The following is a 15,259-nucleotide window of genomic DNA, read 5'->3' as shown; positions in this document are numbered from 1 at the left end:
AGTCATACAGGGAGGGAGGGAGCAGCTGCTCCCTCCCTTTTCACTTCAGCCGCATGCGAGCGCGATGATGGCGTCGCGGTCGGCCTCGCCTGCCAGATCGATGCGGATCGTCATGCCGTCTCGTGCCCGCCTGCGCAGGGCTTTGGCGCCCTCCGGCTCAACGGCCAGCGCGCGCCGCTCTTCCCAGGTCTGAAGCCTCGATCGCGAGATGCCCAACTCGCCGGCAAGCAGCCGATCCAGCCGTAAGGGTGTTGCGGCCTCGAGACGAAGCTCGAGCCAAAGCGCGCTCGCGCATTGTGGTCTCCCCTCGACAAGCTCCTTCCGCACCGTGATGTCGGGAAATTCCTTGACGCGGGCAATCCGGCTCCGGAGCCCGGCAGCGTCGAATGCATGGCGACGCGCCAGCGCCGGATCATTGCATTCCAGCGCCGCCAATAGCGCGGGCTCTATGTCGCGGCGATTGCAGCGCTCGAAAATGGTGCGGTTCCAGGAGTTTTCGCAGCCTGTGCAGCGATAGATCAGCCAGACGTCTATGCGCTTGCCGTTGGCGTTGACGCGGAATTTGCCGCTGCATCGATACGGTCTGGTGCCGCCGCAGCGATTGCAGTTGATGAAAGGTCGAGGCGCGATTTCGGGCGCGATCGCCCAGCGGATACGCAACAGTCCAGACATGCCGGTAGGCCCTTCCCGTTGGGAAGTCCGTCAGGCCGGCATTGTCCGAGATGCCCTATCTCTTTGTTGGCATGATCTTTTCCGAAAACCGGGTTGCACTTTTCGGGATCATGCCTGCGGGCACGGCGTGGCGAGAGCTGCGGCGGTTGGATGTCTGGCGTCGCGAGTTGCGCGCGACAGCGGCTCAGCAAGTGCCAACCGGTCTCGAACCCGCCGCCTGAAGAACACGTGAAAATGATGCAAGCTGCCGCCAAAGCTGCGCCTGCGGTGTTTTCGGGGGAGTAGACGAGACCGGCGGTTACTGAGGCAAAGTGAGGCTCGAAAAATGGATAAGGGTCGGTTCTTCTAGCCGCGAGGCGGCAGGCAGGCAAGTCCAGCCCTGCCTGCCTTCTCTCGGCGGCAATCGCCGCGCCCTGCCGTCACGTCATCTCGATGATCGGCGCGATCTCGACGCTGAAGGCAGGATCCATCAGGATCGGGCAATCCTTGGCCTTGGCAACGGCATCGTCGATATCCCTGGCCTCGACGATGGTATAGCCGGCCGTGGGATTGCTGCCGCCGTTGTTCTCGACCTTGCCGCCGGGCAGCACAGTCTTAGACATGCCGACCGGATTGCCGCCGTCGATCACCGCCGAGCCAAGCTTGCCGTACCAGCCGGTCCAGGCGTCCATCGCCGCTTTGCGTTCGGTCTCGTCGGTCGGCATCTTGCCGGAGCCGTGATAGACATAGAGAAATTTCGCCATGTTCTCCTCCTTGTCGGCGGCGTCGAACCGGCATGCGGCCACGCCGCGTTGGCTGTTTGTTTGGCGCAATTTCGGGCGGCAAACCGTTCACACTTTCCCTGAAATTGCTCGCGATATGCGGCCAGACCGCAATCCGATATGCGGGCCATGCCGCAATCGTTGATCATCGGACCAAACGGGCGGACATGCAACGAGAATGCACGGTTGCCAATTCAGGACCGAGGTCGCCTCACCGGGCCATCGCATGGTATTCGGCATTCGGCCGCATATCGACGGCGGCAGCCACCCGGTTCGACATGTTGAAGAACGCCGCGGTCGAGGCGATGTCCCAGATGTCGCAGTCGCAAAAGCCGGCTTCGCGCAACGCCGCGCGGTCCGCCTCGACGATCTTGGCCGGTTCTTCGGTCAGCTTGACCGCGAACTCCAGCATCGCGCGCTGGCGCGCCGACAACTCGGCGGCGCGGAAATTCATCACCATCATCTCGCCCAGCGCCGGCTCGCCGGAAAGCTGGCGCACTGCCGCGCCATGCGCGGTCAGGCAATAGTAGCAATGGTTGATCGAAGAGACGACGACCGCGATCATCTCGCGCTCCAGCTTCGACAGGCCGGAATCGCCCAGCATCAGCTCGTTGTACATGTCGGTGAAGGCGCGCAGCTTCTTCTCGTCGAAAGCGTAAGCCAAGAGCACGTTGGGCACGAGGCCGAGCTTCTCCTCGCATTTGGCGAAATAGGCTTTTGTCGCCTCGCCGAGTTCGGCCTGGACCAGATTGAGCGCGGTGATCTTGCCGGTCATATTCACCCTCCTCGCACGCTTCGATGCCGGCTCGAGGCCGAGCGTCATTTTTCTTGCTACGCCGTCAAACCTTTGTCGCCAAACGGCGGTCATCTGCTACCATAGCCGCAAAAGCATATGACGGGAGGGAATTAAGCATCATGGCCAGCGTGAAATCCAAGCCGAAGAAGAAGGTTGCCGCCGCCGCGAAAGCAGACGAGAAACCCGAAGGGCTTGCCAACTATCTGCTGGCCCGCGCACCGGCCGAAGACATCGCCGCCTATGATGTGGCAGACCTGGAACGCGCCGCCGAACTGGCGGGCCGGGCGGTTGCCCGCCATCGCAAAGGCGAGAGCGTCGTCGCCGTCGATGCCGAGTCGGGCGTTTCCTGCGCCGGACGGCCGGTGACCGTCATCACCGTCGTCAACGACAACATGCCGTTCCTGTTCGATTCGATCCTTGGCGAGATCGCCGAGACCGCCGGCGAACCGACCCTGGTGACACATCCGATCGTCACCGTGCGGCACGACAAGACCGGCGTCGTGCAGATCCTGGCCGACAGCGCCAAGGAGGACGACGATCACGACAGGCTGAGTGTCGTTCACGTCCACATTCCGCGATTGACGGCGGAACAGGCGAAGGGGCTCGCCGAGCGGCTGCGCAAGATTCTCGACCAAGTGCGCGCCGCGGTCGTCGACTGGAAGCCGATGCTGGCCCGGCTCGACCAGGCCATCTCCGAATTCCGCTATTCGGCCGTTCCTCTCGACAAGAAGAGCGTCGCCGAGGCCATCGCCTTCCTGGAATGGCTGCGCGACGACAATTTCACCTTCCTCGGCATGCGCGAATTCAAATATGTCGGCGGCGAGGAGAGCGGCACGCTGGAGCGCGCCGACAAGCCCGGCCTCGGCATCCTCTGCGATCCGGACGTGCTGGTGCTCAGGCGCGGCACAGAGGCGGTGACGACGACGCCGGAGATCCGTGCCTTCCTGCATGGGCCGGAAGCGCTGATCGTCACCAAGGCGAATGCCAAATCCTCGGTGCATCGCCGCATCTATCTCGATTACATCGGCGTCAAGACCTACACCCCCAAGGGGGCACTCGCCGGCGAGCTGCGGATCGTCGGCCTGTTCACCTCGACCGCCTACACGCGCTCGGTGATGAAGATCCCCTATCTGCGCTCCAAGGCCGAAACGATCATAGCCAAGTCGGGCTTCGATCCGCAGGACCACTCCGGCAAGGCGCTGATCAATACGCTCGAAAGCTATCCCCGCGACGAGTTCTTCCAGGTTCCGATACCGATCCTGAGGAAGCACGCCAGCGCCATCCTCGGACTGATCGAGCGACCGCGCGTCAGGGCGCTGATGCGTGTCGACCAGTTCGACCGCTTCGTCTCCGTCATCGTCTTCGTGCCGCGCGACCGCTACGACAGCGTCGTGCGCGAAAAGATCGGCGCCTATCTCAAGACCGTGTTCGAGGGCCGGCTATCGGCTTACTATCCGGCATTTCCCGAGGGCGCGCTGGCGCGCGTGCACTTCATCATCGGCCGGTCCGGCGGCAAGACGCCCAAGGTCGACCCTGCCACCGTCGAGGCGGCGATCCGCGATATCGTGCGCACCTGGGAAGACGCGCTTTCCGAGGCGGCCGAAGCAGCCGGCAGCGACCCGGCATTGAAAAGCATCGCGGCGCGTTTCCCGGAAAGCTACCGCGATACCTTCTCGGCGTCGGTGGCGCTGGCCGATGCCAGGCGCATCGCCAAGATCGATCCGGAAAACCAGATTGCCATCGACTATTACCGCCGCACCGACCAGAAGCCGCATCAGGCGGCGCTGAAGATCTACCACTATGGCAGCCCGGTGGCGCTCTCCCGGCGTGTGCCGGTGCTGGAAAACATCGGCTTCCGTGTCATCAGCGAGCGCACCTTCGAGGTTGGCGGCGAGGCCTCCGACACGGTCTTCATCCACGACATGGAGCTTGAGAACAGCTACGGCAGGCCGATCGACCTAACCGATGGCGGCGGCCTGTTCGCGGACGCATTCCTGTCGGTCTGGCGCGGCGACGTCGACAATGACGGCTATAACGGGTTGGCCCAGACCGCCGGCCTGTGGTCGGGCGAGATCACCATCCTGCGGGCCTATGGCCGCTACCTGCAGCAGGCAGGCATACCGCAGAGCCAGGATTTCATCGCCGCCGCGCTCAACCGCTACCCGGAGATCGCGCGCGGCCTGCACCAGTTGTTCGTCGCGCGTCTTGGGCCGACGGCCGAAGCCGAAGGCGACGTCGCCGCCAAGCACCTCAAGGCGAAGATCAAGGACGCGCTGGAAGAGGTGCCCAACATCGATGACGACACCATCATCCGCCGCTACCTCAACCTGATCGAAGCCTCGCTGCGCACCAATCATTTCGTTGCCGATACAAAGGAAAAGGGGCAGTCGCTGGCGATCAAGCTGAACTCGCAGGCGATCGACGGACTGCCGGCTCCCCGGCCATGGCGCGAGATCTTCGTCTACGGCTCAGAGGTCGAAGGCGTGCATCTGCGCTTCGGCCCGGTCGCGCGCGGCGGCCTGCGCTGGTCGGACCGTGCCCAGGACTACCGCACCGAGGTGCTGGGCCTGGTCAAGGCGCAGCAGGTCAAGAACGCGGTCATCGTGCCCGTCGGCGCCAAGGGCGGCTTCTATCCGAAGCGGCTGCCGGTCGGCGGCAGCCGCGACGCCATCTTCGAGGCCGGCACCTCGGCCTACAAGAACTTCGTCTCCAGCCTGCTCTCGATCACCGACAATATCGGCGTCGACGGCGTCATTCCCCCGGCCGGCGTGGTGCGGCGCGACCAGGACGACCCGTATTTCGTCGTCGCCGCCGACAAGGGCACGGCGACCTTCTCCGACACCGCCAACGCCATTTCCGAGAAGCACGGCTTCTGGCTGGACGACGCTTTCGCCAGCGGCGGCTCGGCCGGCTACGACCACAAGAAGATGGGCATCACCGCCAAGGGCGCCTGGGAAGCGGTCAAGCGGCATTTCCGCGAGATGAACCGCGACATCCAGACCACGCCCTTCAGCGTCGTCGGCGTCGGCGACATGTCGGGCGATGTGTTCGGCAACGGCATGCTGCTGTCGCCGCAGACCCGGCTGATCGCCGCCTTCGACCATCGCGACATCTTCATCGATCCGGATCCGGACGTCGCGGCCTCGCTCGCCGAGCGCCAGCGCATGTTTGCGCTGCCGCGCTCGTCCTGGCAGGACTATGACAAATCGAAACTGTCGGAAGGCGGTGTCATCGTCTCGCGTAACCAGAAGTCGATCACCCTGCCTCAGGCGGCCGCCACGGCAATCGGACTTGGCAAGACGACGGCAACGCCGGTCGAGATCATGAATGCCATCCTCAAGGCGCCGGCCGACCTGTTGTGGTTCGGCGGCATCGGCACCTATGTCAGGGCCTCCGGCGAAGCCAATGCCGATGTCGGCGACCGCGCCAACGACGCCATTCGCGTCACTGCGCTCGACGTGCGCGCCAAGGTCATCGGCGAGGGCGCCAATCTCGGCGTCACGCAGCGGGCGCGCATCGAATTCGGCATGAATGGCGGCCGCTGCAACTCCGACGCCATCGACAATTCGGCTGGCGTCAACTGCTCCGACGTCGAGGTCAACATCAAGATCGCGCTGGCTTCGGCGATGCGCAAAGGCTCGCTGGCGAGGCCGGCCCGCAACAAGCTGCTCGCCGAGATGACCGACGAGGTGAGCGGGCTGGTGCTGTCCAACAACTACCAGCAGACGCTGGCGCTCTCGATGGCGCGCAAACGCGGGCTGGCCGACATCGCGCACCAGGCCCGGTTCATGACGGCACTGGAAGCGCGCGGCCTACTCGACCGCGCGGTCGAGACGTTGCCCTCGCCGGCCGCCCTTGCCGAGCGCGAGGCGCGCGGCGAGCCGCTGACGAGAGCCGAACTCGGCGTGCTGCTCGCCTATGCCAAGATCGTCCTGTTCTCCGACATCGTTGCCAGCGACGTGCCGGACGATCCCCATTTCGATCGCGACCTGATGGGCTATTTCCCGGAACGCATGGCAAAGAAATTCGCCGGCGAAATACGGGAGCACCGGCTGCGGCGCGAGATCATCGCGCGCGTCGTCGCCAACGACCTCGTCAACCGCGGAGGGCCGTCCTTCGTCAACCGGCTGCAGGAGGCCACGGGCCGCACGGCGGCCGACGTCGTGCGCACCTTCGCGGTGGTGCGCGACGGCTTCGCCCTGCCCTCGCTCTATCAGGAGATCGACGCCATCGACAACCAGATCGACGGCCAGACCCAGCTCGATCTTTATCAATTGGTCAGCCGGCTGATCTTCATGACCAGCGGCTGGTACCTGAAGAACGACGCAGGCTCGGCGCCGCTCGGTCAACGCATCGCCGAGCTGCAGGACGCGCGCAAAGCGCTGGAGCCGAAGCTGGTGTCGCTGCTGCCCGCCTTCTCGCGCGAGCGGGCCGAGGCGCGGCGCCATGGCCTGTTCAAGGGCGGCGCGCCGGAGAAACTGGCCGAGAAGCTGGCTCTGGCCGAGGTAGGGGAACTGATCCCCGACATCGCGCTTACCGCGCGCATGGCCAACGCCGATATCATCGGTGCCGCCAAGGCATTCTTTGGTGTCAGTGACGCCTTCCGCATCCCGCGCGTCGAGGAGGCGGCGCGCTCGATCATGCCGCCCGACTATTACGATCAGCTCGCGCTGTCGCGCGCGACCGACACGATCGGCGCCGCAAGGCGCGGCATCGCGGTCGCGGCGCTCACCGCTCACGCCAATGCGGCCGATCCGGTCGCGGCCTGGCTGGAGGCCGGCGGTGAGCGGGTCGCGCGCATCCGCGAGCGGCTGCAGGCCCTGACCGAGGGCGGCGAAATCACTGTGTCGCGGCTGTCGGTGGCTTCGGGCCTGATGAGCGACCTGACGGGAATGTGAGCAGGCTCGGGCGGAGCTGTCCTAAAGCTTAAAGCGCGTCGGCTGAATCCTCAGCCCGACGCGCCTCAGCGCACCGCCTTCTCGCCACCCGCGGCCGTGATCACCCCGACGATGATCAGCCCCGTCAGCACCAGCCGCACGCCGGCGCTGACGCCGAACGTGTTGAGCATGGTGAGCAATAGCACCAGGAACAGGCCGGCGCCCCACACGCCGGGCACGTTGGCCTTGCCGCCTGCGACCGAGGTGCCGCCGATGACCACGACCGCGATCGAGGCAAGCAGGTATTCGTTGCCGATATCGACATTGGCGCCGCGGAAATAGCCGGCAAGTAGTGCGCCGTCGATGCCGCCGAGCGCGCCGCACAGCGTATAGGTGAGGAAGCGGATGCGGCCGACATTGACGCCGGCCAGCCAGGCGGCGCGGATGTTCTGCCCGATTGCCAGCACCGAGCGGCCATAGATCATGCGCTGCAGCGCCAGCGCGGCGCCGATGGTGAAGAGCACCGTCAGCATCGCCAGCACCGGGATGCCGAGGACCTGCCAGTTGGTGAAATCGGCAAAGCCTGGCGGCGGCTTGATCTGCAGGCCGCGGCCGTAGCTGATGTCGACCGACTGGATGATGAAGCTTGCCGACAGCGTCGCGATGATCGGCGGGATGCCCAGCGCCCAGATCAGCAGATAGTTGACGGCGCCGATTGCAGCCCCGCACAGAAGTGCGGCGAGCAGGCCGACCACGATCATGGAATCGCTGCCGCCCATGACCTTCATAGCCACGGCGCTGGCCAGCCCGATATTGGCCGGCAGCGATAGGTCGACATTGCCCGGCCCCAGCGTGATGACGAACATCTGGCCGACGCCGACGATGACGGTGAAGACGGCAAGCGAGAGCGCGGCCGTGACCATGCCGCCGGCGCCATAGCCGCCGGTGAAGGCAACGGTCGCCGCCCATACAAGAAAGGCGCCGACGAAGGACCAGAGCCAGGGTTTTTCGAGCAGCATCCGCAGCGAGGCCATCTCTCACCTCTCCCTGCGGCTGATCAGGACCCGCGCCGCCAGCACGATGATCAGGATCGCGCCGTTGGCGGCGACCTGCCAGTCGGGCGGAATGTGCATGAAGGTCAACAGCGGCGATGCGGCCAGCGCCAGCGTCAGCGCGCCGATGATGGCGCCGATCGGCGACACCCGGCCGCCGACGAACTCGCCGCCGCCGAGAATGACTCCGGCGATCGAAAGCAGCGTGTAGCCGTTGCCGATATTGGCATCCGCCGAGGTGGTGATGCCGATCAGCGCCAGGCCCGACAGCACACCGAACAGGCCGGTCATCGCAAACAGCACGATCTTGGTCCGGAGCAGCGACCAGCCGGCGCGCCTGAGCGCCGCGGCGTTGCCCCCGGAGCCGCGCAGGATGACGCCATAGGCGGTGCGCATCAGGCCGAAATGCACGACGACGGCAATCAACAGCGCGGCAAGGATGGGGAAGGGGACGTAAGGCGGCTTCAACGCCATGATCGACAGCAGCCAGTCGGGCGCCTTGCCGCCGGGCTTCGGCAGGATGAGGATGGCAAGCCCCTGCCAGACAAAGCTCATGCCGAGCGTCACCACGATCGATGGCAGGTTGCGCAGATGGATCAGCGCGCCGAGCAGCGCATAGACGCCGACGGATCCGAGCAGCACTGCGATGCCGAAGAGCGGCGCGTCCTTCAGCCATGTCGCGGTGACGCAGCCGACGAAGCCGACGAACGTGCCGATCGACAGATCGAGCTCATTGCCGGCGATGACGAACATCTGCGCGATCGTCGCCAGGGCGATCGGGATCGCCAGATTGAGCATCAGGTTGAAGCCGAAATAGGAGATGGCGCGCGGGTTCAACCAGGCGATCGCAAGCAGCACCAGAGCCAGCGACAATGCCGGCAAAAGGCTGCGCAGCATGCGCGCTTTGGCGGCGCTGCCGCGCGAGGACGATCTTGGAAGCGTGCCGGGAGCGATCGCCGTCATCTCAGGCCGCGTCGCCGAAGGAGGACTGGATGATCTTCTCCTCGGTCAGTTCGTCGCGCCCGAGATTGGCGACGATCCGGCCGTTCTTGAAGACATAGACGTGATCGCAATTGTCGAGCTCCTCGGTTTCGGTGGTGTACCAGAGGAAAGTTCTGCCCTTGGCGGCCTCCTCGCGCACGAGGTCATAGACTTCGAGCTTCGTGCCGACATCGACACCGCGCATCGGGTCGTCCATCAGCACGATCTCGGCATCGGAGCCGAGCGCGCGGGCAAACAGCGCTTTCTGCTGGTTGCCGCCCGACAGCGAATAGATGTTGTTGTTCAGGTCCGGCGTACGGATGCCGATCTTCTTCTTCCAGAACTCGGCCAGTTCCGCCTCGCGGTCTGGTGCGATCAGGAAGCCGCTGCGCAGACGCGCAAGCGAGCGGATGCCGATGTTCTGCGCGATCGACCACTGCGCAAATATGCCGTCGGATTGGCGGTCGCCGGCCACCAGCGCCACCGGCGCGGTCACCTCGATGCCGGCCTTGGCGCGAGAGGCTGCGGCGAAGATCGCGAGCAGCAGGTCCGTCTGGCCGTGGCCGGCAAGACCCGCGAGCCCGATGATCTCGCCGGCACGGGCGAGAAGCTCATTGCTGTCCTGCTGCCGTGCCGGCCGGGCGCGCACCCTTAGCGGCCCGGCCGTGACCTTCCGCGTCTCGGAAGCGGTCCTTTGATGGGCTTCGGCGCCGCCCATGGCAGCGACCAACCTGTCGCGGTCGAACGCGGTTGCGGCGTCCGCGGCCACCACCTTGCCGTCGCGCATCACCACGATGCGGTCGGCATTCTGCAGCACTTCGCCCAGCACATGCGAGATCAGGATGCAGCTGCCGCCGGCCTCGACGAAGCGGCGCACGAAGGCGAGCAATTGGCCAGCCGTATGCGCATCGAGCGACGAGGTCGGTTCGTCGAGGATGACCAGCTGCAGCGGCTCGCGCGTCAGCGTGAAGGCGCGCGCCACCTCGACCATCTGCCGCCTGCCAATCGATAGGTCACCGGCAATGTCGGAAGCGGAAATGCCGTGGTCGGGAAAGATCTCGTCGAGCTTGGCGGCGATGAGATCCGCCGCCTTGCGGCGCCAGCCGAAGCCGCGGAGCGAGGGATGGTTGATGCGGGTATTCTCGGCAACGCTGAGGTTGGGGCAGAGCGACAGCTCCTGGAAGACGCAGCGTATGCCGAGCTCGAGCGCGCGCGCCACGGAATAGCTCGCTTCCTGATTGCCGCGCACGGCGATCTGCCCGCCGTCCGGCCGCAGCGTGCCCGCCACCATATGCATCAGCGTCGACTTGCCGGCGCCGTTATGCCCGACTAGCCCGACGCACTCGCCGGCGCCGACATGGAAGTCGACGCCATTAAGGGCCCGAACGGCGCCGAAATGTTTTTCGGCGCCGTCCAGTCTGACGATGTCTGCGATAGCCTGGAGCATCCTCAACGATATCCGGTTGGCGATGCGCCTGGCAACGTCGGCAAAGTGGCATGACCCTTCTTCGAATCGTCATCCCACTTTATCGCTTGCTGGAGCATGATCTTTTCCGAAAACCGCTCACACTTTTTGCTACGCTGACCTTCGGTTCGGGATCATGCCCTATTGCTTGATATTGGCCTTGATGGCCGCGATGGCTTCTTCCTGCGTGTATTCGTGCGTGGCGACGCCACCCTCCTTGATCTTCGGCAACGCGGCCTCGAAATCGTCCTGAGTGAAGGCGAGATACGGCACCAGCAAGTCGTGCGGGATGTCCTTGCGACCGTCGAGCACCTGCTGCGCCACCCAGAAGGCGAGCGTCGACACGCCTGGCGCGATCGAGGCCGACCAGGTCGTGTATCCGTCCTTCTCCTTCTGCTCCTTCCACCACTTCAGCTCGTCCTGACGGTTGCCCATGATGATGGTCGGGCGTGGTTTGCCGGCGGCAGCGAATGCTTGCGCCGCGCCATAGCCGTCACCGCCCTGGTCGACGACGCCGACCACATCCGGCAGCGACGGCAGGATGGTCGCCACCGCCTTCTGCGCCGTGGTCTGGTCCCAGTCTCCGGTCACCGAGCCGACGATCTTGAACTCTGGATGCGCAGCCACGCCCTCGAGGATGCCGGCATGGATGGCTTCGTCGATCGAAGTTCCGGCCAGGCCGCGGATTTCGAGCAGGTTGCCGCCCTTGGGCTGGAACTTGGCCATCTGCTCGACTTCCTGCTTGCCCATGTCCTTGAAGTCGACGACGACGCGATAGGCACAGGGCTCGGTGACGATGCCGTCGAAGGAGACGACGACGATGCCGGCGTCGCAGGCCTGCTTGATGGCGCCGTTGAGCGCATCCGGCGAGGCGGCGTTAATGACGATGGCGTCATAGCCCTGCAGGATCAGGTTCTGCACCTGCGCCGCCTGGGTCGGCACCTCCTTGTCGGCAGTGGTGAAGACATCGGCAGCCGCGACCACCTTGTCCTCGACGGCCTTCTTGGTGACGATGCCGTAGCTGTCGAGCATCGCCTGGCGCCACGAATTGCCGGCGTAGTTGTTGGAGAAGGCGATCTTCTTGCCGCTCGTATCGGCAAGCGCGGTGCCCGAGGCAAGCATGGCTGCAAGGGCGCTCAAGACCAGTAGTTTCTTCATGTCATAGTCCTCCCAGATGTTTTGACAGCTGCACTTCCATCGGCCCTTGCGGGCCGGCTTCACTTCCATCCGATCTGAGCGCTCCCGCTCAAAACAGCCTCAATCCCGGCACGCGCACCCTCAGCCGGTAAAGCGACGTCGACGCGGCGATGTAAAGGCCCCGCAGATCCTCGTCGCCGAAGGTGAAATTGGCACAATCTTCCGGCGTCGCAATGACGCCGAGCAGATCGCCGGAGGCGTCGAAGACATGAATGCCGCCTGGCCCCGTGCAATAGAGATTGCCGCGGCTGTCGATCTTCATGCCGTCCGGCGCGCCTGGCATGTGGCCCTCGGTAACCGCCCACACCGCGCCGCCATTGAGGTCGCCATTCGCTTCCACGCCGAACACGCGGATGTGGCCGCGTGCGGTATCGTTGACGAACAGCCTCGACTCGTCGAGCGAAAAACACAACCCGTTCGGCTGCGCGAAATCGTCGGCGAGCAGCGTCAGCCGCGCGCCGTCGCCGTCGATCCGGTAGACGCCCTGGAACGCCAGCTCCTGCGGCCGCGGCACGCCGTAGAATTCCAGCCGGCCGTAGGTGGGATCGGTGAAATAGATCGATCCGCCGGTAGCAACGACGATGTCATTGGGACTGTTGAGCTGCACGTTCTGGTAGTGAGCGGCAAGGACCGTCGTCGCGCCGTTCGGTTCGGCGCGGGTGACACGGCTGGTCGCATGCTCGCAGGTCACCAGGCGTCCTTGCCGGTCGAGCGTGTTGCCATTGGCCATCTGGCTGGGATCGCGGAACAATTCGATCTCGCCCGAAGCGCCGCGCCGATATATACGGTTTCCCGGAATGTCGGAAAAGACGAGCCATTTCTCGTAAGGATGCCACACCGGCCCCTCGAGGAAACCATAGCCGGTGGCGAGCCGCTCCATCGCAGCATTGCCGACGACGTCATCAAAGCCGGAGTGACGGGCGCGCGCGGGCATCGACATTACGGAGCCTTTGGCTCGCGCACCGGCTTGCCGCCGACGAACCAGTCGCTGCCCGGCACGTCCTCGATCACCACCCAAATGGCTTCCTTGGGCAATTCGGCGATCTCGCTGATCGCTTCGGTGACGCGTCGCGAGATCTCGTTCTTGCGTGTTTGCGAATGGCCTTCGAGTATCCGGATGCTGACGAACGGCATGGGCTACCCTCCCGATATTCTTGTTCTTGGTCGGGAGCGTATTCGGGGTCAGGGTCCTGCGATACAGGTCAATGCGCAACGCCGACTGTGTGTTTGCACAGTCGCGGCGGTCGGCGTGCCGGCGCTGGGCTATTCGTGCAGCGGCACTTGCGCCAGCCAGGCATCCAACTGGTCCTGCTCGCGGCGCAACGCGTCGACGTTGATCAGGCCGCGCGCAAGGGCGAGATAGATTGCCCGCGTGCGCGAATTGAAGACCGACGCCTCGCCGGCGCCCTCCTCCGGCGGCGCGATGCCGAGCTTGTCGTAGACATGCTTGATGCGGCTTTGCGCGCCGCGAATCGACAGGCCGCGCCGCGCCGCGATCGCCCGGTCCGTCAGGCCGAGCGCGATGTCGATCAGGCTTTCATACTCGCCGTCGGTGATGCCCTCGAACCGGTCCTGGACGCGGTGCTGGATGCCGCGGATCTCGCGGTCGATGATGCAGTGGCCTTCGCTGAAGACACCGCGCAGCGCCGAGCGCATGCCCTCTTCGGTCGCCGATTTCAGCACATAGCCATAGACCGATCCCGGCGGCACGATGCGTGCGACGCCGCGCACATAGGCTTCGTCGGCGAAGTTCGACCAGAACAGGATATGTGTGCCGGCGCGGCGGCTCCAGATGGCGCGCGCCACCTCGATGCCGGTGGCCTTCGGCAGTTGGAGGTCGAGCACGACATGCGGCGGCTCGTGCGACGCGGCAAGGCTGATGGCGTTCTCGCCGTCGGCGGCCTCGATCACCTCGACATCGCCGGGCCACAATTGCTCGACCGTTCGCCGCGCGAAACCGCGGTGCAGGCCGTCATTCTCCGCAATCATGACCAGCATCACAATGCCTCCGCCACCGCCCGTTCAGTCGCCGCCGTTTGCCCGGGCTTCGGCGCCTCGCGGTCGATCTCGATGACGACCCGCGTGCCGCCCTTGCGGCTCGCCGGCTCGAAGCGCAGCCGCGCCCCGACCAGCGCCGCCCGCGTGTGCATGTGGCCGATGCCGCCCTGCGCGCCGGGATCGACCACGCCGCAACCGGCCCCGTCATCGCTCACGGCCACGCTGAATGTCGTCGCTGTCGATGCCAGCTGCACCTCGATGCGGCTTGGTCCGGCATGGCGCACGGCGTTGTTGATTGCTTCCTGCACGATCCGGTAGAGCGCCGTGCGCAGCGTTTCCGGCATGGTGTCGGCGCTGCCGTCGCTGCTGTCGGCTATGCGCACCGCGATCGGCGGCTTGGCCCTTGCGACGCTGCGGTTGAGATGCGCCTCGACGGCGTCGCGCAGGCCGAACAGCTCGAGCACGCTCGGCCGCATGTCGTCGACGATATGGCGCAGTTCCGCCAGGCAGCCCGCGACCTCCTGCTCGAGATCGGCAAGCTGCGCCGCCCGCGCCATACCCCGGCTGCGGAACGCCGACACCTGGCGCGCGATGCGGGCGAGGTCGCCAAGCGTCTGGTCGTGCAGGTCCATGGCCATGCGGCGGCGCTCGCGCTCCATGCCCTCGGTCAGTTGCGAGGCGCCGACCCTCAGCAGCTCCGCCCGGTTGCGCGCCTCGCTTTCGGCCAGCATGGCGCGGCGCGCCTCCTCGGTCTGGATCAGCGCGAAGATATAGGGCGCGATCAGGTCGGCGCATTGCTGGGCCACCGCCACGTCGGCCTGCGTGTAGCAGCCGGCCTCGTGGCGGCTGATGTTGAGCGCGCCGATGACGCCGCCGCGCGCCCGGAGCGGCACGATGATGCGGCTGCGCAGCTTGGCGGCGAAGATCGGTTCGTCGAACGCTCCCTCGAAATGGAAGCGGTCGTCGACCAGCGCGTTGTCGGACAGGAGGTAGGGCGTCTCGCCCCACAGCACGCGCCGGATCGGGCTGCCCGCCACCGGATGCTGCGCCAGCTCGCTCCAGCTGGTGTGGAATCCGGCCTCATAGCAGGCGTGCATGCGCCCATCGACCGCCAGCACCGCCAGATCGATATGGTCGTGCGGAATGAGCGTGCCGATCTCGATCGCCGTCGCCCGGAACGCCGAGCCTGGATCGATGTGTCCGGCCAGCGCCCGCGAGATCGCCAACAGCCGGTCGATCAGCTGGGGAGATACTTCCGACATGTCTCCTCCCTTGCCGCGCGGGCAATCCACGGGAAGGATCCGCCACCTGGACGGCTAATTCCTCGTCCGGATTTCCTCCCGCGGCCCTCCCTGGGAGCGAAATAGTGGACGCTTGCCGGCGCGGCTGTCAACGACAGCTGATGGGCGATGGGCCGATCAACTTGCGGTGCGATGATTGAAAAGCCTGCGGCTCCTGGT

At 65.4% G+C, this 15,259-nt stretch carries 12 protein-coding genes; 1 reads left to right on the top strand and 11 read right to left on the bottom strand.

Features of this window, described 5'->3' with window-relative positions; all coding sequences use genetic code 11:
• Positions 1–45: 45 nt before the first annotated feature.
• From EJ074_RS17445 to EJ074_RS17435, 3 genes are all read right to left on the bottom strand, one after another.
• A complete protein-coding gene (locus EJ074_RS17445; protein WP_095804808.1) occupies positions 46–672 on the bottom strand; it encodes a DUF1062 domain-containing protein in 627 nt (208 codons plus the stop codon).
• 419 nt (positions 673–1,091) lie between these two features.
• Positions 1,092–1,415 carry a YciI family protein gene (locus EJ074_RS17440; protein ID WP_095804969.1) on the bottom strand — a complete coding sequence of 108 codons (324 nt, stop codon included), beginning with the start codon at positions 1,413–1,415 and terminating at the stop codon, positions 1,092–1,094.
• Between the two features lie 229 nt (positions 1,416–1,644).
• Complete coding sequence (locus EJ074_RS17435; protein ID WP_095804970.1) at positions 1,645–2,208, bottom strand: peroxidase-related enzyme; 564 nt, start codon at positions 2,206–2,208, stop codon at positions 1,645–1,647.
• Positions 2,209–2,348: 140 nt separating this feature from the next.
• On the opposite strand from EJ074_RS17435, the gene EJ074_RS17430 reads away from it, so the two are divergent.
• On the top strand, positions 2,349–7,127 hold the full coding sequence (locus tag EJ074_RS17430) for an NAD-glutamate dehydrogenase (RefSeq protein WP_095804809.1): 4,779 nt from the start codon (positions 2,349–2,351) through the stop codon (positions 7,125–7,127).
• Positions 7,128–7,192: 65 nt separating this feature from the next.
• On the opposite strand, the gene EJ074_RS17425 is transcribed toward EJ074_RS17430, so the two are convergent.
• The 8 genes from EJ074_RS17425 to EJ074_RS17390 all read right to left on the bottom strand — a co-directional run bounded on the left by EJ074_RS17425 (position 7,193) and on the right by EJ074_RS17390 (position 15,061).
• Complete coding sequence (locus EJ074_RS17425) at positions 7,193–8,140, bottom strand: ABC transporter permease (RefSeq protein ID WP_129553627.1); 948 nt, start codon at positions 8,138–8,140, stop codon at positions 7,193–7,195.
• 3 nt (positions 8,141–8,143) lie between these two features.
• The gene (locus EJ074_RS17420; RefSeq protein ID WP_095804811.1) at positions 8,144–9,121 is read right to left on the bottom strand and encodes an ABC transporter permease; all 978 of its coding nucleotides are present in this window, start codon (positions 9,119–9,121) and stop codon (positions 8,144–8,146) included.
• A gap of 1 nt (position 9,122) precedes the next feature.
• Positions 9,123–10,586 (bottom strand): sugar ABC transporter ATP-binding protein, encoded by a 1,464-nt coding sequence (locus EJ074_RS17415; RefSeq protein ID WP_095804812.1) that lies wholly within the window; start codon positions 10,584–10,586, stop codon positions 9,123–9,125.
• Positions 10,587–10,745: 159 nt separating this feature from the next.
• Positions 10,746–11,762, bottom strand: coding sequence for an ABC transporter substrate-binding protein (locus EJ074_RS17410; RefSeq protein ID WP_095804971.1), 1,017 nt, complete (start codon positions 11,760–11,762; stop codon positions 10,746–10,748).
• Between the two features lie 88 nt (positions 11,763–11,850).
• Positions 11,851–12,741 carry an SMP-30/gluconolactonase/LRE family protein gene (locus tag EJ074_RS17405; RefSeq protein ID WP_095804813.1) on the bottom strand — a complete coding sequence of 297 codons (891 nt, stop codon included), beginning with the start codon at positions 12,739–12,741 and terminating at the stop codon, positions 11,851–11,853.
• The gene (locus EJ074_RS17400) at positions 12,741–12,935 is read right to left on the bottom strand and encodes a 4-oxalocrotonate tautomerase family protein (protein WP_095804814.1); all 195 of its coding nucleotides are present in this window, start codon (positions 12,933–12,935) and stop codon (positions 12,741–12,743) included. Before EJ074_RS17400 ends, EJ074_RS17405 begins: the two co-directional genes overlap by 1 nt.
• 129 nt (positions 12,936–13,064) lie before the next feature.
• Positions 13,065–13,799: a response regulator transcription factor gene (locus EJ074_RS17395; RefSeq protein WP_095804815.1), complete on the bottom strand. Its 735-nt coding sequence runs from the start codon at positions 13,797–13,799 to the stop codon at positions 13,065–13,067.
• Complete coding sequence (locus EJ074_RS17390) at positions 13,799–15,061, bottom strand: GAF domain-containing sensor histidine kinase (protein WP_095804816.1); 1,263 nt, start codon at positions 15,059–15,061, stop codon at positions 13,799–13,801. The genes EJ074_RS17395 and EJ074_RS17390 overlap by 1 nt, the downstream gene beginning before the upstream one ends.
• Positions 15,062–15,259 lie beyond the last annotated feature (198 nt).

This window comes from Mesorhizobium sp. M3A.F.Ca.ET.080.04.2.1 (assembly GCF_003952525.1).
In the GTDB taxonomy this organism is placed as follows: Bacteria; Pseudomonadota; Alphaproteobacteria; order Rhizobiales; family Rhizobiaceae; genus Mesorhizobium.
Note: the sequence above shows the minus strand (reverse complement) of the source record. Positions and strands in the feature narration are given on the sequence as shown.

What these genes read in the sequence shown, in the direction of transcription:
- EJ074_RS17420 (WP_095804811.1), bottom strand. Translation starts at nt 9,121, where the DNA reads ATGACGGCGATCGCTCCCGGCACGCTTCCAAGATCGTCCTCGCGCGGC.
- EJ074_RS17400 (WP_095804814.1), bottom strand. Translation starts at nt 12,935, where the DNA reads ATGCCGTTCGTCAGCATCCGGATACTCGAAGGCCATTCGCAAACACGC.
- EJ074_RS17435 (WP_095804970.1), bottom strand. Translation starts at nt 2,208, where the DNA reads ATGACCGGCAAGATCACCGCGCTCAATCTGGTCCAGGCCGAACTCGGC.
- EJ074_RS17405 (WP_095804813.1), bottom strand. Translation starts at nt 12,741, where the DNA reads ATGTCGATGCCCGCGCGCGCCCGTCACTCCGGCTTTGATGACGTCGTC.
- EJ074_RS17445 (WP_095804808.1), bottom strand. Translation starts at nt 672, where the DNA reads ATGTCTGGACTGTTGCGTATCCGCTGGGCGATCGCGCCCGAAATCGCG.
- EJ074_RS17410 (WP_095804971.1), bottom strand. Translation starts at nt 11,762, where the DNA reads ATGAAGAAACTACTGGTCTTGAGCGCCCTTGCAGCCATGCTTGCCTCG.
- EJ074_RS17425 (WP_129553627.1), bottom strand. Translation starts at nt 8,140, where the DNA reads ATGGCCTCGCTGCGGATGCTGCTCGAAAAACCCTGGCTCTGGTCCTTC.
- EJ074_RS17390 (WP_095804816.1), bottom strand. Translation starts at nt 15,061, where the DNA reads ATGTCGGAAGTATCTCCCCAGCTGATCGACCGGCTGTTGGCGATCTCG.
- EJ074_RS17440 (WP_095804969.1), bottom strand. Translation starts at nt 1,415, where the DNA reads ATGGCGAAATTTCTCTATGTCTATCACGGCTCCGGCAAGATGCCGACC.
- EJ074_RS17415 (WP_095804812.1), bottom strand. Translation starts at nt 10,586, where the DNA reads ATGCTCCAGGCTATCGCAGACATCGTCAGACTGGACGGCGCCGAAAAA.
- EJ074_RS17430 (WP_095804809.1), top strand. Translation starts at nt 2,349, where the DNA reads ATGGCCAGCGTGAAATCCAAGCCGAAGAAGAAGGTTGCCGCCGCCGCG.
- EJ074_RS17395 (WP_095804815.1), bottom strand. Translation starts at nt 13,799, where the DNA reads ATGCTGGTCATGATTGCGGAGAATGACGGCCTGCACCGCGGTTTCGCG.